This window comes from Parabacteroides sp. AT13, assembly GCF_002272965.1.
GTDB lineage: Bacteria > Bacteroidota > Bacteroidia > Bacteroidales > Tannerellaceae > Parabacteroides > Parabacteroides distasonis.
The window spans coordinates 770601-794543 of record NZ_NQMH01000002.1; the positions used below are offsets into that span (position 1 = coordinate 770601).

General features: G+C 45.8%; 16 protein-coding genes and 2 riboswitches. Of the genes, 11 read left to right on the forward strand and 5 right to left on the reverse strand.

Annotated features, from left to right (window positions below):
• Positions 1-14: 14 nt before the first annotated feature.
• From CI959_RS17615 to aspT, 5 genes are all read right to left on the reverse strand, one after another.
• Positions 15-1358 (reverse strand): citrate/2-methylcitrate synthase, encoded by a 1344-nt coding sequence (locus tag CI959_RS17615; RefSeq protein ID WP_029257178.1) that lies wholly within the window; start codon positions 1356-1358, stop codon positions 15-17.
• Positions 1359-1363: 5 nt separating this feature from the next.
• Positions 1364-2641, reverse strand: a complete 1278-nt coding sequence (icd, locus tag CI959_RS17620; RefSeq protein WP_005856984.1) for an NADP-dependent isocitrate dehydrogenase — start codon at positions 2639-2641, stop codon at positions 1364-1366.
• A 24-nt stretch (positions 2642-2665) separates the two neighbouring features.
• Positions 2666-4915 carry an aconitate hydratase gene (locus CI959_RS17625; protein ID WP_011966311.1) on the reverse strand — a complete coding sequence of 750 codons (2250 nt, stop codon included), beginning with the start codon at positions 4913-4915 and terminating at the stop codon, positions 2666-2668.
• 270 nt (positions 4916-5185) lie between these two features.
• Positions 5186-6835, reverse strand: a complete 1650-nt coding sequence (locus CI959_RS17630; RefSeq protein WP_009017444.1) for a bifunctional aspartate transaminase/aspartate 4-decarboxylase — start codon at positions 6833-6835, stop codon at positions 5186-5188.
• A 12-nt stretch (positions 6836-6847) separates the two neighbouring features.
• Complete coding sequence (gene aspT / locus CI959_RS17635; protein ID WP_057317052.1) at positions 6848-8545, reverse strand: aspartate-alanine antiporter; 1698 nt, start codon at positions 8543-8545, stop codon at positions 6848-6850.
• An 86-nt stretch (positions 8546-8631) separates the two neighbouring features.
• Positions 8632-8829, forward strand: a riboswitch (cobalamin riboswitch).
• A 127-nt stretch (positions 8830-8956) separates the two neighbouring features.
• Between aspT and CI959_RS17640 the strand changes: the two genes are divergently transcribed.
• The 11 genes from CI959_RS17640 to CI959_RS17690 all read left to right on the forward strand — a co-directional run bounded on the left by CI959_RS17640 (position 8957) and on the right by CI959_RS17690 (position 23932).
• The gene (locus CI959_RS17640; protein WP_005862321.1) at positions 8957-9874 is read left to right on the forward strand and encodes a sirohydrochlorin cobaltochelatase; all 918 of its coding nucleotides are present in this window, start codon (positions 8957-8959) and stop codon (positions 9872-9874) included.
• A gap of 146 nt (positions 9875-10020) precedes the next feature.
• On the forward strand, positions 10021-12402 hold the full coding sequence (locus tag CI959_RS17645) for a TonB-dependent siderophore receptor (RefSeq protein WP_008779872.1): 2382 nt from the start codon (positions 10021-10023) through the stop codon (positions 12400-12402).
• Between the two features lie 18 nt (positions 12403-12420).
• Positions 12421-13884 (forward strand): PepSY domain-containing protein, encoded by a 1464-nt coding sequence (locus CI959_RS17650; RefSeq protein ID WP_057317051.1) that lies wholly within the window; start codon positions 12421-12423, stop codon positions 13882-13884.
• Positions 13885-13940: 56 nt separating this feature from the next.
• Complete coding sequence (gene cobJ / locus CI959_RS17655) at positions 13941-15353, forward strand: precorrin-3B C(17)-methyltransferase (RefSeq protein WP_005862324.1); 1413 nt, start codon at positions 13941-13943, stop codon at positions 15351-15353.
• Positions 15350-16549, forward strand: a complete 1200-nt coding sequence (locus CI959_RS17660) for a bifunctional cobalt-precorrin-7 (C(5))-methyltransferase/cobalt-precorrin-6B (C(15))-methyltransferase (protein ID WP_057317050.1) — start codon at positions 15350-15352, stop codon at positions 16547-16549. The genes cobJ and CI959_RS17660 overlap by 4 nt, the downstream gene beginning before the upstream one ends.
• Entirely contained in the window at positions 16546-18327 is a 1782-nt protein-coding gene (gene cobM / locus CI959_RS17665; protein WP_057317049.1) for a precorrin-4 C(11)-methyltransferase, read from the forward strand. The genes CI959_RS17660 and cobM overlap by 4 nt, the downstream gene beginning before the upstream one ends.
• A complete protein-coding gene (gene cbiD / locus CI959_RS17670) occupies positions 18327-20198 on the forward strand; it encodes a cobalt-precorrin-5B (C(1))-methyltransferase CbiD (RefSeq protein WP_057317048.1) in 1872 nt (623 codons plus the stop codon). The genes cobM and cbiD overlap by 1 nt, the downstream gene beginning before the upstream one ends.
• A 152-nt stretch (positions 20199-20350) precedes the next feature.
• The gene (locus tag CI959_RS17675; RefSeq protein ID WP_057317047.1) at positions 20351-21580 is read left to right on the forward strand and encodes a BamA/TamA family outer membrane protein; all 1230 of its coding nucleotides are present in this window, start codon (positions 20351-20353) and stop codon (positions 21578-21580) included.
• A gap of 103 nt (positions 21581-21683) precedes the next feature.
• A riboswitch (TPP riboswitch) is annotated at positions 21684-21781 on the forward strand.
• Positions 21776-22624 carry a bifunctional hydroxymethylpyrimidine kinase/phosphomethylpyrimidine kinase gene (gene thiD / locus CI959_RS17680; RefSeq protein ID WP_009017435.1) on the forward strand — a complete coding sequence of 283 codons (849 nt, stop codon included), beginning with the start codon at positions 21776-21778 and terminating at the stop codon, positions 22622-22624. Its footprint overlaps the riboswitch before it by 6 nt.
• Positions 22617-23213, forward strand: coding sequence for a thiamine phosphate synthase (locus tag CI959_RS17685; protein WP_009275930.1), 597 nt, complete (start codon positions 22617-22619; stop codon positions 23211-23213). Before thiD ends, CI959_RS17685 begins: the two co-directional genes overlap by 8 nt.
• Positions 23204-23932, forward strand: coding sequence for a thiamine phosphate synthase (locus CI959_RS17690; protein WP_009017433.1), 729 nt, complete (start codon positions 23204-23206; stop codon positions 23930-23932). The genes CI959_RS17685 and CI959_RS17690 overlap by 10 nt, the downstream gene beginning before the upstream one ends.
• The last annotated feature ends 11 nt before the right edge of the window (positions 23933-23943 follow it).

Here is a 23943-nt window from a genome sequence, read left to right on the forward strand (position 1 = left end):
TGATTTTTTTAGTGTTATCGCTCGTTGATGGAGATGTATTCCCGATCGTCCAAAACGTTCTTGTAAGCCGGACGGATGATGCGTTTTCCGTCAAAGTTCAACTCCTCGATGCGGTGGGCAGTCCAACCCACGATTCGGGCCATGGCGAATAAGGGCGTATAGATTTCCTGTGGCAAACCGATCATCTCATAAACGAATCCGGAATAGAAGTCCACGTTCGAGGAAACCCGTTTCTTGGTTCCTTTATGCTTGGCGAAACATTCGATCGCCCTCTCCTCTAATAACTCAAGGAAGGCGAATTCCTCGGAGCGACCTTTCTCTTTTGCCAGATCACGAGCCAGTTCCTTTAATACGACCGCACGGGGATCGGAAATCGTATAGACCGCATGGCCGATGCCATAGATCAAGCCCGTCTTGTTATAAGCCTCTTTGTTCAGCATCCGCATGAAATAAGTATCGATCTCGTCCACGTTCTTCCAATCCGCGATATTCTCTTTCAAATGATGGAACATATCTACTACCTGAATATTGGCACCTCCGTGCAACGGGCCTTTCAATGAGCCGATACCAGCTGCGATAGATGAGTACGTATCCGTTCCCGTAGAACTAGTGACGCGTACCGTGAACGTAGAGTTATTACCACCACCATGTTCTGCTTGCAATACCAAGAGCAAATCCAACGTACGTGCGTCCAGATCCGTGAAATCACGTTTCAGCATGTGAAGGAAATTTTCTGCGATCGATAAGTTCTCGTGCGGATGACGGATGTGTAAAGAACGCCCCTGTGTGCTATGACGATAAATATTGTAGGCATAAGCGATAATCGTCGGGAACTTAGAGATCAATTCAATAGATTGGCGCATTAAGTTATCTCGGGAGGTGTCGTCCGGGTTTGCGTCGAAGGTATACATCTCCAATACGCTACGAGCCAATATATTCATGATGTTCTGTCCTTCCAGATCCAGAATATTCATCTTGGTCTTTTGCTCCAAGGGCATATTATCGTTCAACAGTTCTTTAAAGGCTGATAATTCCTCTTTATCGGGGAGTTTACCAGAAAGTAATAAATAAGCCACTTCCTCAAAACCGAACCGTTTTTCCTTGATGAAATCATGCGCTAAATCCTCTACGTCGTAACCTCTATAGAATAACTTACCGGGGATCGCTTTAAGACCGCCCTCTGGCAAGCGTTCGTATCCTACTACATTACCGACTTGGGTCAATCCTACTAACACGCCGCTACCATCCTCGTTACGAAGGCCACGTTTCACATTATACATCGGGAAAAGTTCGTTGTCAATCTTGCAAGCCTCTCTGGCAGCCTCGGACAATTTGTAAATTAAATATTCTTTCTTCAACATGACTATACTAATTTAATTGTTTCGATAATAGAGATGATACGATCACCAAATTCTTTGGTGCCGAGAGATTTGCCGTTCGGCATAAAACGAGCCAAGTCATGAGTGGCCTCTCCAGCGGAGAAAGCTTGCTCCATAGCAGATGTAATCAGGTTAGCCGCATCACTCCATCCCATATATTCCAGCATCATCACGGATGATAATAATAAGGAAGAGGGGTTTACGAGATTCTTTCCCGCGATATTCGGAGCGGTTCCATGTGTTGCCTCGAAGATCGCATGACCACTGTTATAGTTGATATTAGCGCCGGGAGCAATGCCAATGCCACCTACCATCGCCGCTAATTGATCGGAGATATAATCGCCGTTCAGGTTCAAGGTAGCGATCACGGAATATTCTTCCGGAATTAATAGAGTGTTTTGCAAGAAAGCATCGGCTATGACATCCTTGATAATGATTTTACCGGCCTTTGAAGCTTCCACTAAGGCGGTATTGGCCGCTTCCTCGCCTTGCTCTTTCTTGATCTTCTCATATTGAGGCCATGTGAAAGTGAGATCCGCAAACTCCCGTTCCGCTAAAGCGTATCCCCATAGTTTGAAACCACCTTCCGTGAATTTCATGATGTTACCTTTGTGTACCAAAGTCACGCTCGGTAACTGATGCAATATCGCGTATTCGATAGCGGCACGCACCAGACGCTCCGTACCTTCCACAGAAACCGGCTTGATGCCGAAAGAGGAAGTTTCCGGGAAACGTATTTTCTTCACTCCCATTTCCTCGGTGAGGAACTTCAATAACTTTTGTGCCTCCGGAGTCCCTTGTTGCCATTCGATTCCGGCATAGATATCTTCCGTATTCTCACGGAAGATATACATATTCACTTTTTGCGGCTCCTTTACCGGAGATACGACTCCTTTAAACCAACGTACCGGACGGAGACAAACATATAAATCCAACGTCTGACGGAGGGCCACATTTAATGAACGGATACCTCCACCAATCGGAGTTGTCAACGGTCCCTTAATACCGACGATGTATTCACGGAATGCTTCCATAGTCTCATCGGGAAGCCAACTTCCGGTTTGCTTAAACGCCTTTTCACCGGCTAAGACCTCTTTCCATTCAATGGAACGGGTTCCGTTGTAAGCTTGCTTGATGGCAGCGTTTACTATCTTTTGGCTAACGGGAGTGATCTCATGCCCCACGCCATCTCCTTCAATATAAGGGATCGTCACGTGATCCGGAACGAAAATATGATTACCTTTCTTTGTTATCTTACTCATGATATCAAGATTTTTTTGTTTGTCTTAGTGAGCTGTATTTAAAGCGGAACCCGCCTTGAACCATTTAATTTGTAAATCATTATACGTATGGTTAACCGGGAATGATTCTTGCGTACCATCCGCATGAAGAAGAACGGCCGTCAACGGTTTGCCCGGCTGAAAATCTTTCAATCCGATGATCGAGATATGGTCATTCTCGCGGATCTTGCTGTAATCCTCCTTATTGGCAAAAGTCAGTGCTAACATTCCTTGTTTCTTCAAGTTTGTCTCGTGGATACGGGCGAAACTCTTGGCTAGGATCACTTTTACATTTAGGAAGCGGGGCTCCATGGCTGCATGTTCCCGGGAAGAGCCTTCACCGTAGTTTTCTTCCGCTACGACGATCGAGGAAATACTATTTGCCTTGTATTGTTTCGCTACGGCAGAAACTGCTTCATATTCATTGTTCAGTTGATTCAATACAGAGTTTGTCTTCCCGTTGAAAGCGTTTACGGCTCCCATCAACATATTATCCGATATATTTTCCAAATGCCCACGGAAACGTAACCATGGACCGGCCATCGAGATATGATCCGTCGTACATTTACCTTCAGCCTTGATAAGAAGGGGCATATCCGTGAAATCCTCTCCATTCCAAGGAGCGAAAGGCTTTAATGCTTGTAGGCGGTTGGATTCCGGATCGATGTTCACCACTACGTTCTTACCCGTAGGTGCCAGATAGCCGTTATCCTTTACCTCGAAACCTTTCGGCGGAAAATCCGAGCCTTTCGGTTCTTTCAGTTTCACAACCTTACCATCCTCTGTCTTCAAGGTATCGGTCAAAGGATTGAAACATAGATCACCTGCGATGGTCAAGGCCAGTGTCAGTTCCGGAGAAGCGACAAAAGCATGTGTATTCGGATTACCGTCCGCACGTTTAGCGAAGTTACGATTGAATGAAGTAACGATCGAATTCTTACGGGTATTATCATCCGTATGACGTTTCCATTGTCCGATACAAGGACCACAGGCATTCGCCATAATGGTTGCGCCAATCCGTTCAAAATCACCGATAATACCATCTCTTTCTGCCGTATAACGGATTTGCTCGGAACCCGGGTTGATGATCAAGGGTGCCGCTACCGGTATTTTATCCTCATAAGCTTGGCGAGCAATAGATGCCGCACGGCTTAGATCTTGATAAGAAGAGTTGGTACAGGAACCGATTAATCCGACCTCCATCTTTCGGGGATAGCCATTCGCTTTTACTTTTGCGGCAAACTCCGAGATAGGCGTAGCTGCATCCGGCGTGAACGGACCGTTGATATGCGGCTCCAATTCGGAAAGGTTAATAACGATTACACGATCGTAAAACTTATCTGGCTCGGCACGAACGTCCATATCCGCTTCCAGATATTCACCGATAGCTTCGGCCCAGCTCGCTACCTCGTCACGTCCCGTGGCACGAAGATATTGAGCCATTGTATTATCGAATGGGAATAAGGAAGTAGTCGCTCCTACCTCGGCACCCATATTACAGATCGTAGCTTTTCCGGTCGCTGAGATTGAGGCGGTGCCCGGACCGAAATATTCGATGATAGCGTTCGTTCCACCTTTTACGGTTAAGATGCCCGCTAGCTTAAGAATCACGTCCTTCGGCGAGGCCCAACCATTCAAACTACCAGTTAACTTAACACCAATTAGTTTCGGCATCTTCAGTTCCCATTCCATTCCGGTCATGACATCCACAGCATCGGCTCCTCCTACTCCGATAGCGACCATTCCAAGTCCTCCGGCATTCGGGGTATGTGAATCAGTTCCTACCATCATACCGCCGGGAAACGCATAATTTTCCAATACCACTTGATGGATAATGCCTGCTCCGGGTTTCCAAAAACCGATTCCATATTTATCGGAGACCGATTTCAAGAAATCATAGACCTCGCTATTGCTTTTGGTAGCCGTATCGATATCCGTTTTGGCTCCCATATTCGCTTGGATCAAATGGTCGCAATGCACGGTAGCCGGTACTGCGGATTTTTCTTTTCCGGCGTTCATGAATTGTAAAAGCGCCATCTGAGCGGTGGCATCTTGCATAGCCACACGGTCGGGACGGAAATTCACATAATCCTCACCTCTTTTGAAAAGGCGAGTCGAGCTTTCATCGTATAGATGCGCATATAAGATTTTCTCGGCCAAGGTCATCGGGCGACCACCGATACGTTCGCGGGCTGTGTCCACTCTTCTGGGGAAATTCGCATAGAAATTTCTAAGCATGTCAATGTCGTACACCATATTCATATTCGTTTTTTATTGTAAGCCTTTTCGCAAATATATTTATCTATAACCAGCTAAAATGTAATAAATAAGACATCTGCCAATGAGTCTTTGTTTTTATTATCAACAAATATATAATATAATGAAATACAATTTGTTCGATAATTTCTATGAGGTTATAGAGGTTATTTATAATCTCCCGGATAACTTAGAAAAACGGGCTAATCGCACGTTTATTAATAAAACGTACCATTAGCCCGTTTTGTTCAAGCCTTGGAGCTGTTTTTTCTACTTATCGAGACTTTCTTTCCATCTTTGGGCATAACTATGCAAAATAGATGCGATACCCTTTCCGATCCGGACATAATCTTCCCGTTTAAGGTTGGCTAAAGATGCGCGGATAGACCACTCGGGAGCATCAAAACCTCCTCCGTTCAGTAAAACCAAGGAAGTTTCCTGTGCCAGACGGAAAACGACATCCAGAGGTTCGTAATTCTTTTTTAGATATTCCACGAAATCATCCCCATAGAATTTCTTAGCCCAGACAAGCATATCGATCTCACTATAATATCCCGCACGCAAAGGGTCGTCTAATAAGGTGAATCCGGTGCTTTCCCACAATGTGTGTAAACGCTCGTGGATCATATCCTGCATCCTTTTCTTATAGGTATTTTCCGCATCTAATAGAGCGAAAGACGCAAACAGAGACATTTGTGTTTGTTGTGGCAAGGAAAGACCGGCCGTATGATTCAAGGCTACTTGACGGCTATCGGCTACCATACGATCAATAAAGCGGATATCCTCGGGATGTAAGGATAGACTGCTATATCGTTTTTTTAGAAGCTCCTGTTTATCTCTTGGCAATTCACGGATCATCCGGTCGTAAATATTATCTTGATGTAAAGCGATTATCGCCAATCTCCATCCGGTTGCCCCGAAATATTTGGAGAAAGAATAGACACATAACGTATTCTTTGGTAATTCGGCCATCATCGAGCGAAAATGCGGAATAAATGTCGCATACACGTCATCCGTAATAATCATAAGGTTGGGATTGTCGTTCCGTACGATCTCAACGATCCTATTCATCAATGCTTTTGTCAATCCGTATGAAGGCGGGTTGCTCGGGTTTGTTATGAAAGCGGCTTTCACGCTAGGATCTTTTAGGACATCTAAATCCTTTTCTTGATATTGCCACGTGTGATAGCCGTCTTTTGTCATCTTCAAAGCTTTTATCTCTATGACATTAAAAAGATAACGGGCCTGTTCCGGAATCTCTATATAAGGAGTGAATACCGGAGCGAAAAGGACGATCTTGTCTCCCTTATTCAACAAGAAATTCTGCTGCAAGGAATCGAAGATGTAACACATGGCGGCAGTTCCGCCTTCGGCAGCGAAAAGGTCGAATACTCCCTCGGGGGGCCGGTTGTCACATAATTCTTGGTCTAAATAATCCCGCACGAGCATTTCCGTATATTTCAAGATACGATCGGGAACCGGATATTGATCACCAATGACACCTTCCGCCCATTCATATACAAGCTCATTCTCATCTACACCTTTTTCCGTGACCAGATATTCATAGGTACCCTTCAATAAAGTAGCGCCGGGAGATTGCGCATGTTTCTTTAGAAACTGTACGAAGCGAGACGCGATCCTTTTGCGGTTGGGAACCCCTGCGGCTCCGGCCATCTCATCTGCCAATTCGGTTTCCCGCTGGCATTCCTCCAAGGCGAACTGCCCTAATAGGAAGAATGCCTCCCGTGGAACCGTACTGATCCAGTTTGGATTTCCCCTTCCTGCGTTCAGCATGATGTGCGTACTTTTACGAGCGCTCTCATCCGCTAACTCTATCAAGATGTTCTTTAGCTCGAAAGGGCTAATCTCCGACATCTTTTTCTCATATTCTCTCGTGACATGTATTTTCTTCTTGTCCATACATTATATATATTACATGATTAGCACAATAACGACACCCCAGATGATTAATAAAGTATTACCCACCGCATAGGTAACGGTATAGCCTAAGGCTGGAGTCTCACTTCCTACGGCATCTTCCACCGCTCCTAATGCGGCGGTTGTCGTACGTGAACCTGCCGTGCAACCTAAAGTGATAGCCGGATGGAACTTAAAAACGTAACGTCCCATCAGAATACCGATGATAAGCGGGATAGATGTCGCTAAAGCACCGATAATAAATAAACTTATACCGACTTCCTTCAATCCGGTCACGAAACTGGGACCCGCCGTGATACCGACTACGGCGATAAACATATTCAGTCCCAAATTATTTAATATCCAGACGGAAGGCTCCGGAATACGCCCGAAGGTCGGATGCTTGGAACGAAGCCATCCAAAGACGAGTCCGGCTATCAAAGCGCCGCCACTCGTACTCAGGCTGATCGGGACACCTCCGAAATGAATCGCGAGCGAACCTAAAATTCCCCCTAAGAAAATACCGATACCCACGAAAATCAAATCGGTCTGATTGGTTGGGCGATCGGGATATCCTAAAGTCGTAGCCGCTTTATTTACCTCTGATTTCATACCCACCAATTCCAACATATCACCGGAATCTATCACCGTAGCGGCCAAGACCGGGATATTGATACCCGCACGCCTTATGGACTTGACGCTAACACCGTGCATGAACGATTGATTGCGTAAATAGCAGATCTTTTTCCCCACGTATTCCTTATGGATCACTAGTACGGGTAACGTCTCTGCCGGAAAATCGAGCAATTCAATGTCATTGACCTCGTCGCCAATCCAGTTCTCCTCTCCGATCACGAATTCCCGGCGACCGCTTAGGACAACCTCATTTCCGGTATGTAAAACCAAATCCGGTTTAACATCGGTTAGTACATTATTAATACGGACACGCTCCACGAACAAATGCCGTCCTAATTGGTCCAGATATTCCTCCAACTGCTTTACGCTTTTACCCTCCTTGAACCATTCATTACTAATCTTATAGGCCCGGAAAGTTACCGGACGGGCGGCAGGCATAAAGCCCGGTTGCTCGCTCTCGTCGTTATTTCCCATTTTAGCCTCTAGCTCTTTACAGGCTTTTTTCACGTAGTCGAGTCCTCCTAAAAGACGTGGCCCGATATCACTCACCAACCATGCGGATCCTGCCGTACCGAAAATATAAGTTACCGCATAGGCCACGGGCATCACGTTGACCATAGCGCTTTTATCCGTATCGCTAATATTCATCTGTCCGATCGTATCTTCGGCAACTCCTAATACTGCCGACATCGTCTGGGAGCCCGCCAATAATCCTGCGGCCTCGCCTGCGTTATATCCCATAAGTTTCGCCAGTAAAAAAGGAGCGATCAAGCAACACACACACATGACGGCGGCGAAAAGCATTTGAGGAAGACCTTCCTTTTTCAATCCCCGGAAGAACTGTGGCCCAACACTATATCCTACAGCGAAGAGGAACATCAAGAAAAAGACGGACTTTAACGGTCCGCTTATATCGATTTTTAATTGCCCGATCAATACACCGACCAATAATACGCTGGTAACCGTTCCCAGCGTGAACTTCTTTATCTTAAACTTGCCAATCCAGAAACCGAGAGCTAAGGTTATGAAAATAGCTAGCTCCGGATAATGTTGAAGTAAATTAGTTATCCATTCCATATCTATTTATTTGATGTTAAACAAAAAAGATGCTATTGAAACAGGGATTCTTTGAAAGATGTTGTTACTTTTCGGGATTATTTATATAAATTTGCGACCGCTTAGGTGATAGAGTTTGTCTACCGACAATTCTATAAAAGGGAATCCGGTTAGAATCCGGAACAGTGCCCGCTACTGTGAAGCTCTTGAAAAGGAAAGCGTTCTGCTATGCCACTGTCTTAAGAAAGATGGGAAGGTTGCTTTCCGAGCCAGTCAGGAAACCTGCCAAGCGAAGTAATGATTAATTCCTCCCGGGGTTAGGAGTAATTAAGAGGATAGAAATATCACCTATATCTAAAAGATGTTGGAGACGGAATAATACGTTGTCTCCGTGGGATTGATATGTAATCTAATTATTAATATATTCATATGATGAGGAAACACTTACTATCTTTCTTCCTGCTGGTCATCAGCCTAGTTTGTCGTGCGCACGATGGCGAGAATTTTGTAGCATCCGATTTATTCGCCTCTTTACAACCGGGCGATAAGGCCGCTTTATTGATGGTACATTTTGGAACAACCCATGATGATACCCGTGCCTTGACAATCGACGCGATCAATCAAAAAGCGAAAGAAGCTTTCAAAGATGTTGAGTTGCGTGAGGCATGGACTTCTCGCATTGTAATGCGCCGCTTAAAAGCTCGTGGCGTAGAGAAACTGAACCCGATCGAGGCCTTGGAAAAATTAAAGACTGATGGTTATACACATGTCTTGATCCAATCCACGAATATAATCGAAGGTATCGAGATGGAATCCTTACGTAAGGATGTTGCCACCATGAAATCTTCTTTCAAGGAGATTCGTATCGGTAATCCTTTATTGTATACACCGGAGGATTATGAGGCGGTAATCGTCGCTATCACAAAAAATGGGGCGAAAGAAGGCGCTACTTTATTGGTAGGCCATGGCACTTATACTCCGGCGACGGCTCAATATGCCATGTTGGATTATATGTTGAAGGAGAAGGGATTCAAGGATTATTCCGTAGGAACCATCGAGGGCTATCCTACTTTTGATACGATGGTAGCCCAAGTAAAGGCCAATGGAACGAAGAAAGTCTTGTTGATGCCATTTATGTTTGTCGCCGGAGACCATGCGAAAAACGATATCGCCGGTGATTGGAAAGAGGAACTGGAAAAGAAAGGCTACGAGGTAAGCGTATTTATGGAAGGTCTGGGACAGAATCCGGATATTCAGAAGATCTTCATCGAACATGCCCGTTTCATGGCTAAACATAAGATGATCGATATCGTTGATAAGAAGAAAGCTTATGCGGTAGAGAAGGACTAAAAAAGTTCTCCAAATCTATGTTTTATTCCTTTCGGAAGAAAAAGTAATTCCTTCCGAAAGAAACTAAATTTTCATTCGAAGGAAAATGGAATTTCTTTCGAAAGGGATTTCACATGCATACAATAAACAGTTATAATGCTAAATATATGAAAAGAGTTTTGACAATCTTACCGTTGACAGCCTTATGTATCAGTACGATGCAGGCACAACACAAGAATGAGTACACGAATTTCGCCGATACGACATTCAATATTCAAGAAGTCGTAGCGACCGCCGCACGCAAGCCACGTCCACAAATCACGAAGTTGGACGTACCTATGAAATATCTTCCTATTTCAATTAATAGCATTACGGCGAGTAGTTTGGAGTTGCGAGGTATCCGTAATATCCAAGATGCGGTACGCTTTATGCCGGGCGTACGATTCCAGACATCTTATGGCGCATTTCAACAATTGTCGATCCGTGGTTTCGATCATTCTATCATGATGATAGACGGTATCCGCGATGAACGTTCGGCAATAAACAACTCTTATCCCGTACCCGATCTATCCTGTATCGAGTCTATTGAATTATTAAAGGGACCGGCTTCTGTACTTTACGGACATTCAGCCGTAGGTGGAACCTTGAATATCGTTCGTAAATCCCCGTCAGAGAAACAGAGCGTTAATGCTCGATTGGCCTACGGTAGTTACGAGAATAAAGAGGCGACACTTGGCATGGGCGGTAAATTGGTCGGTCCGGTCAATTATTACGCCAATGTCAACTTTTCCGATCAAGAGGGCTGGCGTGATAATGGCAACCGTCGCTTTTCCGGTTATCTGGCATTGCAAGCTAAAATGACGGAACGTGACATATTAGATGTTCGCGGAGGTTTTAACCGCGACTTCTATGGGACGGAGATCGGTCTTCCCGATTTAATGGCAAATGATGTATATAATGTGCAAACAGGACAGTTATATCTCCATAAAAATGAGATGCTACCGGGACTTGACCGTGAGGCTCGCTACAATAACGAGTCCGACTTTATGAAGAATCACGCATGGAACGTATCGACGCAATACACACATACTTTTTGGAACGGCGCGAAACTAACAGATCGCCTTTCTTACAATAACGACGATATCAACTATTTTGGGACGGAAGCCCTCGACTATCTCGAAAGTGATGATCCGATCTATGATCATTATTATATGAAAAACGGCCAGAAAAAATATATCTGTTTGGACAGTGTATATCTTTCTTTCCCGCTTCGCTTCTCCCATATAGCCAAGACGGTAGCCAATACGCTCGAGCTAAGCGGTAAATTCAGGACGGGTGAGATAAAGCATACGTATATGGGAGGTTACTCTTTCGTCGCCTTGAATCGTACCAGCTATTCGGGCTATAATTTAGGAGATGATGTTCAGGGTCCCGGCCTTTATTCGCATGTATCCGTTTATGATCCGCATAGCATGGGATATATGACCAGTAAATTCTCGAAAGCAACGGTTACGCATCATTATTCCAACAGCCTTTATCTTCAAGATATGGTTGAGTTCAACGAGCAATGGAAGGTATTAGCCGCTCTACGTTACGACTTTTTCCGTTATATGTCCGCCAGCGCTACAACTCCTACCGGACGACGTGAGTATGAGGAGCATTCAAGCTTCAATATGATAAAGAATAAGGCGTTGACTTATCGTTTCGGAGCGGTCTATCTGCCCCATCCGAATACATCCATTTATGCGTCTTTCGCCTCTTTCTTCAAGCCGATCCGTACGTTCTATCAAGATAACGTCATTTATGTAGGAGGTGATGGAAATCGTTTCGAGCCTGCTCGCAATGAGGAAGTATTTAAGCCGGAGAAAGGATACCAAGCCGAGGTGGGTCTTAAATATCAATTGAACAATATATTAAGCGCCAATGCCAGCTTGTTCTATATCCGGAAGATGAACAGTACGGCTACGTTGACCAACAACTATCAAGAGGAAGTAAACGGCGAGACTACCACGATGAGTGTAATCGGACAGGTGGGTGTACAAGATTCCAAAGGTTTTGATTTTGATGTCACTCTTTCTCCGGTAAGCACCTTAGCGCTGACGATCGGTTATGGATTGAACGACTCCAAGATCCGGGAGATGAAAGAAATAAAGGATCCGGAATTGATCGAGGCTATCTATGGCAATAACCCGGATGAGACAAAGCAACAATTGAATAGCCAAGAAGGAAACTGGCAGAGCAACGTACCGAACCAGACTTTCTACGCATACGGCAGTTATACCATCCCTCGGGGTGTCTTGAAGAATCTGGAATTTCACTTGAGTAGCAGTTATACCGGTAAAGTATACCGTAATACATCTAACAACTCTTGGTTCGATCCGTATTGGGTAACCGATTTCGGTATGTCTTATTTGTTGAACAACAATATTCACCTTACATTCAACTTGAATAACTTGTTTGACAACAATTATTATAACCAAGCGCTCGGACAACAGATGGTGCCAAGCATGCCTCGTAATTTCCAAGTGGCTATCTCCTATACATTATAATATATAGAACATACGCTCATGAATCTATTGACAAAGATCACGCTATTTATACACAGGATACTGGGCACGGCGTTCAGTATCCTGTTTCTCGTTTGGTTCCTATCGGGATTGGTAATGATCTACCATACGTTCCCGCGAGCGGACCGGGCCGATAAACGGGCGAAGATGGATATTCTCTCTCTGGAGAATCTTCCTTCGTTAGACCAGATAGAGAAACGTTTACCGCAGAACGAGCGGATAAGCCATGTTACCTTAAACAGCTATTTGGGACAAACTGTTTTTCATATCCGGACGGAGAAAGGGAGCTATGATATTCCTGCCGACTCGACGGAAAGATTACCCGTAATCGACTGGAATCATATCCAACGTGTGGCATCACTATGGAATACCTCTTCCATAGCGAAGGTAGATTCCTTGTACACCTTGGACCAATGGATTCCATTCGGTCGTTTAAAAGAGGAATTTCCGATCTATAAATTCCATTTCGCCGATCCGGAACGACATGAATTATACATATCCTCTAAATCCGGGGAGGTTTTGCAATATACGGATAAAAACAGTCGTTTCTGGGCTTGGCTCGGGGCGATCCCTCATTGGGTCTATTTCACTTCCTTGCGGCAAGACGCTGAATTATGGATAAAGGTAGTTGTCTGGTTATCCGGAATCGGGTGCGTTATGTGTATCGCCGGGATCTATTTAGGAATACGGGATTTCCGGTTAGCGAGGAGACGTCATTTGATTTCCCCTTATAAGAAGTTCTGGTATAAATGGCATCATATTCTTGGGGTGTTATTCGGTTTATTTGTCCTCACCTTCTGCTTTAGTGGTATGATGTCTTTGGCTCGTGTACAGGATTGGGGGTTGAAAGCCAAGCTCGATATAAACCCGGTTCAAGAACTGCGGAAGATGGCTCCTTCCCCACTCGATTATCCGTTGGATTACAGGGCGGTCGTACAAGCCTATCCCGGCCAGATCCGTCAATTGGAATGGAGTAGTTTTGGTGATATACCCTTTTACATCGTACAAACAGACACGAAGGATATTGTCGTGAACGCAAATAAGAGTGACGGGATATCTTTATTGAACCTGCGACCGGAAGAAATCCGTTCCGTATTGTCTCAGATACATGGTATCGGGACCACGGCTGATATCAAACGGTTGGATGCTTATGATACGTATTATATCTCACGAAAAAGGAATTTAGAACTCCCGGTCTGGAAAGTATCTATTCAAGACGTGGATAATAGTTGTTATTACATTAATCCCCGTAATGGACAATACCGTTATGTAAATACGCCGTCTCGTTGGAACCATTGGATGTATCCGGCATTGCATAGCTTGAATCTGAAATTCTTGGTAGATCATCCGGTCTTATGGAATATCGTGATGTGGGGAACCATGTTGGGAGGCACGTTCGTTTCCTTATCCGGTGTATGGCTTGCGATAAAATATATCAGGCGAAAAGCGAGAAGAAAGAAGTAAAGCCTGTATATTTGTATTATATTTATTGAGAACATTGTATTATAAAATAGATTTGAATGAATAAAGGCAAGATTATAGTCGCCGGAATCGGCCCCGGTAGCGAGGCCGATATAACGCCTGCGGTTTTGGCCGCTATCCAAAGCTCGGATGTCATCATAGGATATAAATATTATTTCCGTTTTATCACCCACTTGCTTCGTGAGGGAACGGAATGTATAGATACAGGTATGAAACGTGAGCAAGCTCGTGCCGAGCAAGCTTTCGCTTATGCCAACGAGGGAAAGACGGTTTGCGTGATCAGTTCCGGTGACGCCGGTATTTATGGCATGACTCCTCTGATTTATGAGATGAAGAAAGAATCCGGAAGCGAGATCGAGATCGAGTCGTATCCGGGCATCAGCGCTTTCCAGAAAGCTGCGTCCTTGCTTGGCGCTCCTATCGGACATGATTTCTGTGTGATTTCCCTCTCAGACTTGATGACTCCTTGGGAACTGATCGAGAAACGGATTCACGCGGCGGCCATGGCCGATTTTGTTACGGCGATCTATAATCCAAAAAGCGAGGGACGTTATTGGCAACTCTATCGCTTAAAAGAATTGTTCCTGCAAGAACGCAAGCCGGAGACTCCGGTCGGTTATGTACGTCAGGCCGGACGGGAGGAGCAAGAAGTATTCGTCACTACGCTCGCAGATCTGGACCCCGAGCAGATCGATATGTTTACGGTAGTCTTGATCGGAAACTCACAAACATATCTTTCCGGGAATCATATGATCACTCCCCGGGGATATTATGGCGAGATCAAACAAAAGAAAATGGATACGGGTATCGGACAGGACATCATGATCCGTAGTTTCCGTACGATCGAGAAGGAACTGAAAAACCAAGAGATCCCGTTGGATAAGAAATGGGCGTTACTCCATGCCATTCATACGACGGCCGATTTCGATATGGAAAATATCCTTTATGCCGACCCGGATGCTGTCTCTACATTATATAATAAGATCAGCGGCGGGGAAGTTCCTACGATCATCACCGATGTCACGATGGCTGCTTCCGGCATTCGTAAGGGAGCTCTGCAACGTCTGGGTGTCGAGGTGAAATGCTACCTTCAAGACGAGCGGGTCGCTGAGATGGCTTCGAGCAAAGGAATTACCCGTACCCAAGCCGGTATTCGTCGGGCCGTGGAAGAGCATCCGACCGCTCTGTTTGTCTTCGGGAACGCCCCGACCGCCCTTATGGAATTATGCGATTTAATACGTAAAGGTAAAGCCACTCCAGCTGGCATTATCGCGGCTCCGGTAGGTTTCGTACATGTGCAGGAATCCAAACATATGGTGAAACCTTTTATCGGTATACCGAAACTAATCGTGGAAGGTCGTAAAGGAGGTAGTAATTTAGCGGCTACGCTAGTGAATGCCATCCTTTGTTTTAATGACGCAGAACAATTAAAGCCGGGAAGAGACGTATGAACCGATTTTATGTCATAGGGCTGGATGATAATATGCGGCAATACTTTCCGCCGGAGATATTGGAGATAATCTCGTCCCACCGGGTGTTCTCCGGAGGCGTGCGGCATCATGAGATCGTACGTTCGCTCTTGCCCGAGAAAGCGGACTGGATCGATATAAAAGTCCCGTTGGACGAGGTCTTCGATCGCTATCGTTCGTACGACGGTCGGGAAAGCATCGTTGTATTCGCTTCCGGAGATCCTTTGTTTTTCGGATTCGCCGTTACGATTCAAAACCGATTGCCGGATGCGCAAATCCGCCTGTACCCGTCATTTAATTCCTTGCAACTCTTGGCACAAAATCTATTGATGCCTTACCACGATATGCGGATCGTCTCCCTTACCGGACGGCCTTGGCACGAGTTCGATCGTGCCTTGATCGAAAGTGCGTCTAAGATAGGCGTGCTCACGGATCGGGAACATACGCCTACGACTATCGCTCGCCGGATGCTGGAATACGGCTATGATAATTATACCATGTTCGTGGGAGAACGGTTAGGAAATACCGAACGGCAGAGCATCCGCCAATTCAGTATACAAGCTGCGGCAATGAATAATTTCGTTCATCCGAATTGCTTGATTCTCCGGAAAGAGCGTGACGGGCATTCCCGTAAGTTCGGCCTGCCGGATTCCGCGTTCGAGCATTTGAGCGGGCGGGAGAAGATGATAACCAAAATGCCGATCCGTTTGTTATCTTTAAGCATGCTGGATCTGAGAAACCGGGAACGTTTTTGGGATATCGGCTTTTGCACGGGTTCTGTCTCGATAGAGGCTAAATTGCTGTTCCCGCATTTGCATATCACGAGTTTTGAGATCCGGGAAGAGGGACGAAAGTTAATGACTGAGAATTGTCGTCGTTTTGGGACTCCGGGTATCGAGGCTATAATCGGAGATTTCTTATCGGTGGATTTATCAGCGTTGGAGGCTCCGGATGCAATCTTTATCGGCGGACATGGCGGGAAATTAGTGGAGATCCTTATGGTAGTTTCCAAAAAGATGAAAGAGAACGGTGTCATCGTCTTCAACTCCGTATCCGACGAAAGCAAAGCGCTTTTAGAGGAAGCGGTCCGCCAAACCGGTCTTCGGATATCCGCCCAAACCCGTATCACGATTGATGATTTTAATACGATTACCGTGAATGTTATTTATAAATTATGAGTACAATATCAATTATTCCAATATCCGATAGCAGCCGGGGGCTTGCTGAGCGAATTCTTGCTTCTTATCCCGAGGCGAAGATATTACCATTCGGCTCTTTCTCAAAAGAGGTTTTTCACGAATCCAGTAGTTTGGTATTTATTGGAGCGATGGGAATTTGCGTACGCAGTATCGCTCCCTTCGCGGAAGATAAACATACCGATCCGGCCGTGGTTTGTATAGATAGTACCGGCAAATACGTGATTCCTGTTTTATCTGGACATATCGGTGGAGCGAACGATCTTTCCAAAGAGTTAGCGAACCTATTAGGAGCCGAAGCGATTATTACGACACAAAGCGACAACGCAAACCTATGGGCGCTCGATACATTAGGGAAGAAATACGATTGGACCTTGATCGCCAAAGATAGCAATGCCGCCATCTCCACTTTTGTCAATGGAAAACCGACAGCGCTACTCCTTGATATACGAGATAAAGGAACGGATTATTTGGAGCGTACGGTCCCGTCTCATGTCTCTATCTTTTATTCCTTCGAGGCGATACCGCAGCAAGACTATGAGTTATTGATGATCGTCAGTCCCCAACAATACGATACATCCATCCCTACGATCACCTATATACCGAAAGTCCTCCACCTAGGAATGGGTTGCCGCAAGGATATGCAAGGCGATCCTACGGTCGTTTACGAACATATTAAAGATGTATTGCGTGATAAACGCCTATATCCGGAAGCTTTGGCGGATGTAAATACAATCGATTTGAAGAAATGCGAACCGGTGCTGACATTATTGGCTTATGGAGTTATGGAATGCCCTTTCCACACCTATACATCGGAGGAGCTGAAAGATATCCCGGTACCCAATCCCTCGGAGAAGGTACTGGAGGTAACCGAATCCCCAAGTGTATCGGAAGCTTCCGCCATTTATGCGGCTCATGGCGGTCCGCTTTTGGTCGAGAAGCAAAAAGCGGATTTAGGGAAAGGAAATGAATATACCTTTGCCGTAGCGTTAGATCGGACGGCCTGCCGCAAGGGACATATCGAGATCGTAGGAGCCGGTCCCGGCGATCCGGACTTGATCTCTATCCGCGGACGGCAAATGTTGGAGAAAGCGGATTTGATCCTGTATGCAGGAAGCCTCGTCCCGAAAGAACTTACCTTATGCGCGAAGGCAGGCGCTACGGTGCGAAGCTCGGCGGATATGAATCTGGAAGAACAGTTTGCGTTGATGAAAGAGTTTTATGATAAAGGATTGTTTGTCGTTCGTTTGCACACGGGCGATCCTTGCATCTATGGAGCTATTCAAGAGCAAATGAATTACTTTGATCAATACGGGATGGATTATCATATCACTCCGGGTATTTCCTCTTTCCAAGCCGCCGCCGCCGCTCTTTATTCCCAGTTCACGATTCCGGAGAAAGTACAAACGATCATCCTCACTCGTGGCGAAGGACGTACGCCCATGCCTGAGAAAGAGCAACTGCACAAACTGGCTCAAAGCCAAAGTACGATGTGTATCTTCTTAAGCGCCGGTGTCGTAGAGAAGGTCCAAGAGGAATTATCGCGACATTACGCTCCAACCACTCCGGTAGCCGCTTGCTATAAATTGACATGGAAAGACGAGCGGATCTACCGTGGGCAACTGAAAGATCTCGCGAAAATCGTAAAAGAGAATCATCTTACACTGACAACATTACTTGTCGTCGGGGATGCCATCGATAATCGCAAGGGTCTATCCCGCTTATATGCGGATGAATTCAAACATCTTTTCCGTAAGTAATGATACTGATCCTTGGAGGAACGACAGAAGGTCGTGTGGCTGTGCGGGTAGCGGACGAGGCAGCCGCTATCTATTACTATTCTACGAAAGGAACTTTGCAATCCATTGAATGCGCGCATGGAATCCGTTTGACCGGAGCCATGAATGCGGAGGAAATGGAGTGTTTTTGTCGTGACCACGCGATTAAGCTATTGATTGATGCGGCACACCCTTTCGCTCAAGTGTTACACCAAACGATCGAAAAAGTATCGAAATGTTTACAGATTCCGGTGATCCGTTACGAACGTCGGTATCCACCTCGTGATGAGGACTTGATTTGGTGCGATAGTTATGCAGACGCAATTCACCAAATGGAAAACAAAGGTATCCAACGGCTACTTGCCCTCAGTGGCGTGAACACCCTTGCCCCGCTCCGCCCTTATTGGCGATCGCATACCACTTGGTTCCGTATATTGGAGCGGGAGGAATCTTTGTCGTTGGCCGAGAAGCAGGGCTTCCCCCAAGAAAGTCTGGTTTTCTATCGAGAAGGCGAGGATGAGTTAAAGTTGTTGGAGCAACTCCATCCGGACGCCATCTTGACAAAGGAAAGTGGTTTCTCCGGCTATTTTACGGATAAAGTGAACGCTGCCCGCCAATTCGGAATACCAGTATTTGTCGTGAAGCGTCCCGCATTACCGGAAACTTTCTACCGAGTGTATGGTGAAGACGGATTGCGCAAACAAATTGAACGCCTATTACCAGAATTCTTTCCCTTGAAAAGCGGATATACGACCGGAGCTTGTGCTACCGCCGCCGCAAAAGCTGCTTTATTGGCCTTATTATCACGGAAGGAACAAACAGAAAGCCAGATAACATTACCCTCGGGAGAACAGATAACGTTGCCGGTAGCCTATACCGAATGGGCCGGGTGTTCCTCCGCCACCTGTACCGTGATCAAGGAGTCTGGGGATGATCCGGACGTGACGAATCATAGCCGGATCCGGGTTACTGTTCAATTATCTCCCGATGCATCCGGTTGTGCCACGGTAATGGCACAAGAAGAACATTGTCAAGAAACAGAAAGCGACGATACGGGAAGAGTCATCTTCCAAGCAGGTGAAGGAGTCGGAACCGTGACCCTTCCGGGACTCGGCTTGAAAGTCGGTGGCCCGGCTATAAACGCCACGCCCCGTAAGATGATCCGGCAAGAGCTGATTCCACTCCTGCCCTCACCCGATTCCGTCGCTATTGTCACGGTCTCGGTTCCCGGTGGCGAGGAGTTGGCGAAACGTACCTTCAATCCGAAACTTGGAATTATCGGGGGAATCTCTATTATCGGGACATCCGGAATCGTGCGTCCTTTCTCATCGGACGCTTTTATCGCCTCGATACGGAAAGAAGCCAGTGTCGCCAAAGCGATAGGTTGCGAGACGTTGGTTATTAATTCCGGGGCGAAGAGTGAACGCTACCTTCGGAGCTTATACGCTCCTTTGCCTCCACAATCATTCGTCCATTACGGGAATTTTATCGGAGAGACGCTAAAGATCGCTGCCGATTTAGGTTTCAAGCAGGTTATCTTAGGCATCATGATCGGCAAGGCGGTGAAACTTGCGGAAGGTTTCCTGGATACACACAGCAAAAAAGTCGTCATGAACAAAGGCTTCCTTCAAGATGTAGCGAAAGAAGCGAAATGCGAGGAGGCGACCGTAGATGCAATCAATCGGATTACGTTGGCCCGTGAATTGTGGGAGCTTCTTACGGAAAAAGATCAAAATCGTTTCTTCCCATTACTTTTACAAAAATGTAAATCGTATTGCGCTCCTATCCTTCCCGACGGCGAACTAACCTTGCTGTTAATATCCGAAGAGGGCAAGGTCTTATACCAATCTTAGCTTTAGAGACGCAGCACGCACGCTACGTCTCTACACCCCCCAGACTGTAATAGCATTTCTTTTTAGCTGTTTATTCTTTTTTATTAGGGATTCTTTAAGAATACATATTAGGAGGATTTCGTACTTTTGCCCTCTAAATATTGATTAAAATAATGTTTAGATATCTTTTAATTTATATGGCCTGCCTTCTATTCGCCTTTTCCGTAAAGGCGCAAGGTATTTCCAATGACACGATTCCGAAAGAAGTGCTGATGCTGGACGGTAAGCCTATGACCGAAAAGCAAATACAACGTTATCATAAACAATTACATAAAGACTCCATACGGGCCAACAAAAGGATCTGGTGGTCTATCCTTGGCGGACCGTCTTACACGCCGGAAGCCTCCTTTGGCGTAGGTGGCGCGGTTTTGGCTAGCTTTCGCTTAAACAAGAATGATACGATATCCCAACGATCGTTTATCCCTGCGGGATTTAACATCACCTTAAACGGGACGTTCGTTTTTGCCGGTGCTGGTACCTTATTCTTGAACGAGAATCGCTTCCGTATTTATATCAGTTACGGTTATCGGAACGAACCTTCGCATTATTTCGGGAAAGGCTATGAGACGATCGAGCAAATCGAGAAGAGCGACTCGACAACGAAATTCCATAAGAGTTCTTTCCAACTATATCCCCGTTTCGTATGGGAAGTTAGGCCTCATTTATATACGGGTCCTCTTTTTGATATTAATTTCAGCAAATCAGATGATATCAACCCGGTGATGGCCGAAGATCCTTATTTCAATAAGTTCAAACGAGATTATGTCAATATCGGTGTCGGCGGCTTGATTCAATACGATACACGAAATGATGTGGCGACCCCAAGTTCCGGTATGTTACTAAGCGCGATCGCCAAGGTGTACGGAAAGTATTTAGGCGGTGCATATAATTATGAGATGTTCGAACTGGAATACCGCCAATTCCAGCAAGTATTTCGTCCTCGTAGCACCTTGGCATGGATCGCCAAGACACAAATCGGTGTGGGGAACGTTCCTTTTACGGAGCTTCCTTCATTTGGTTCCCCTTTCGATCTTCGCGGATATTATTGGGGGAAGTACCGTGACAAGACCATGGCGTATGGGATTCTGGAGTATCGTCATATGTTCGGCAGCGTGGAGAAATATAAGAGCGGTAATTTCTGGGCGAAGTGTGGTTTTGTAGGTTGGGTTGGCACGGGTACGATCGGAAACGCTCCTATCGTAGACTGGAATAAGTGGAAATTCAACTACGGCGTAGGCCTACGTATCCAAATGCAACCCGGCAAGAACTTCCGCCTAGACGTAGGCAAAGACCCGAACCAAAAAGGAATGGCGGTTTATATGAATATGACGGAAGCCTTCTAAAACCAGAAGGCTCCCGTCTACGATCTATGGAAGTATAACCTTGCGTTAAAATTATCGTTTAAAAGCCGGAAATATCTTAATATCGATTTTTTTCACTAAGTTTGCGTCATCGAAGGGGTGCCATACTATATGGGCTGAGATCATACCCTTACTACTTGATGCGGGTAATGCCGCCGTAAGAAAAACGAATGTTAAATGGATAAAAATGAAACGTACCGTTATCCGGTAGCTTTAACGATCGCTGGCTCTGATAGTGGCGGTGGTGCCGGAATACAAGCGGATATTAAGACTTTTTCCTCGCTGGGTGTTTTTGGAGCCTCGGCGATAACGGCTATAACCGCTCAAAACACACAGGGGGTGCGAGGGATCCAAGCGATCTCTCCCGAGATTTTGAGAGGACAAATCGAAGCTATTCTTGAGGACTTCATCGTAGATGCCATAAAAATAGGGATGCTACATAACAAGGATGCCGTAAAGGTTGTATCTGAGACTTTACCTTCCTTCCGACGAACTTCTATCATTTTAGATCCGGTGATGATATCCACGAGCGGAAGTAAATTATTGGAGGATGACGCCATCCGAACCATCATGGATGAGTTGTTCCCTAAAGCGACACTGCTTACTCCGAATATTCCCGAGACGGAATATCTTTCCGGTATAAAAATCAATAACGAGGCGGATATCTTATGTGCCGCCCGGAAATTGCAGGAAAAAGGATGTAACGCTATATTGATCAAAGGGGGGCATATTCCCGGAGTAGAAACGGTGGATCGGTTATTTATCAATGAGAATAATCCGATTTGTCTGGCCTCGCCAACAGTGGAGACCTTCAATACCCATGGAACGGGCTGTACGCTATCGTCCGCCATCGCCGCTTATATGGCACTCGGCCATTCATTGGTGGAAGCCGTACGATTAGCCAAGGAATATATGAATAACGCGCTCGTTCACGGGGCAAATGTATGCATGGGAAAAGGGCACGGACCTGTAAACCACTTCTTCTCACCCTCTGCCCTTCATAAAATCCGATGGAATCATGAATAAGCTGGTCGTAATTACTACACCTTATTTTTTCGCGGATGAAGCTTCTTTGATCGAACTTCTATTCGCGGAAGGAATGTCTCGTTTACATCTACGTAAACCGGATTGTAAACGTGATGAATTGGAGGGCTTATTGGATAAGATCTCTCCGGCTTATTACGACAGGATCGTTCTTCATGATTGGTTTACCTTGGCAGAAGAAAGGGCTTTAGGAGGAATCCATTTGAACAAGAGGAACCCGGAAGCTCCACCTTTATATAAAGGTAGTATAAGTCGTTCTTGCCATAGTCTGGAAGAGATTATCGAGTATAAACCGGTATGCGACTATGTGTTCCTTAGCCCGATCTTTCAGAGTATATCCAAAGAAGGATATGGTAGCGGATTCTCCTTAGATGGATTGCGAAACGCGAAGGGCATCATCGATGATAAGGTGATTGCCTTGGGAGGAATCTGCCCGCGGACAATAACGAAATTAAAAGATATCCCCTTCGGCGGTGTCGCCGTTCTCGGGGCCCTTTGGGGAAACGATCCCTCCCTTCTTGTTGCGGATCAACTCATAAAACAATTCAAACGATTACAAGTATGGCCTTAAATTATTATTTCGGATATGATGAGAATGGAAGAGTCGGTCGGAGAACAACCGGATTACGCCCCCCTTTTGGTGGAAACAATCGCTTGATGTTTATAACGCATCGTACGCCTAAATATACGGAATGCGACGAGGTAAGCATGGCAATCCAAGGAGGGTGCTCATGGATACAGTTGCGCATGAAGGATGGGATTTATGAGGATACCGTACGTACATGTGCCACTATCTGCGCGGAAGAATGTGAGCGAATCGTGGATTTCTGCGTAAACGATGATCTGGAGGCTGCCGTGACATGTGGCGCTACGGCTTGTCATCTGGGTAAGAATGATATGCCCTTGGATATCGCTTGGGAAGTACTGAGAGACAAGTTAGATTCCAATGCCATCTTCTATATCGGGGCTACGGCGAATACTTTTGAGGATATCCGGCTGGCCGTAGAACGAGGCGCCTCGTATATCGGACTAGGGCCGTATCGCTTTACGGGTACCAAGAAGAATTTGAGTCCCATCTTAGGCTTGGATGGTTATCGTAAAATAATCGCTCAATGCAAGGAGGCTGGCATCGATATTCCTATCTTTGCGATAGGTGGTATTACGCTGGAAGACGTAGGCCCTTTGATGGAGACGGGTATAACCGGAATCGCTGTTTCGGGCGCGATTATCAATGCCCCCGATCCCGTGGAGGAAACCCGCCGGTTTATAGAGGAAATCAATAAGTACTAAACTAAATACAT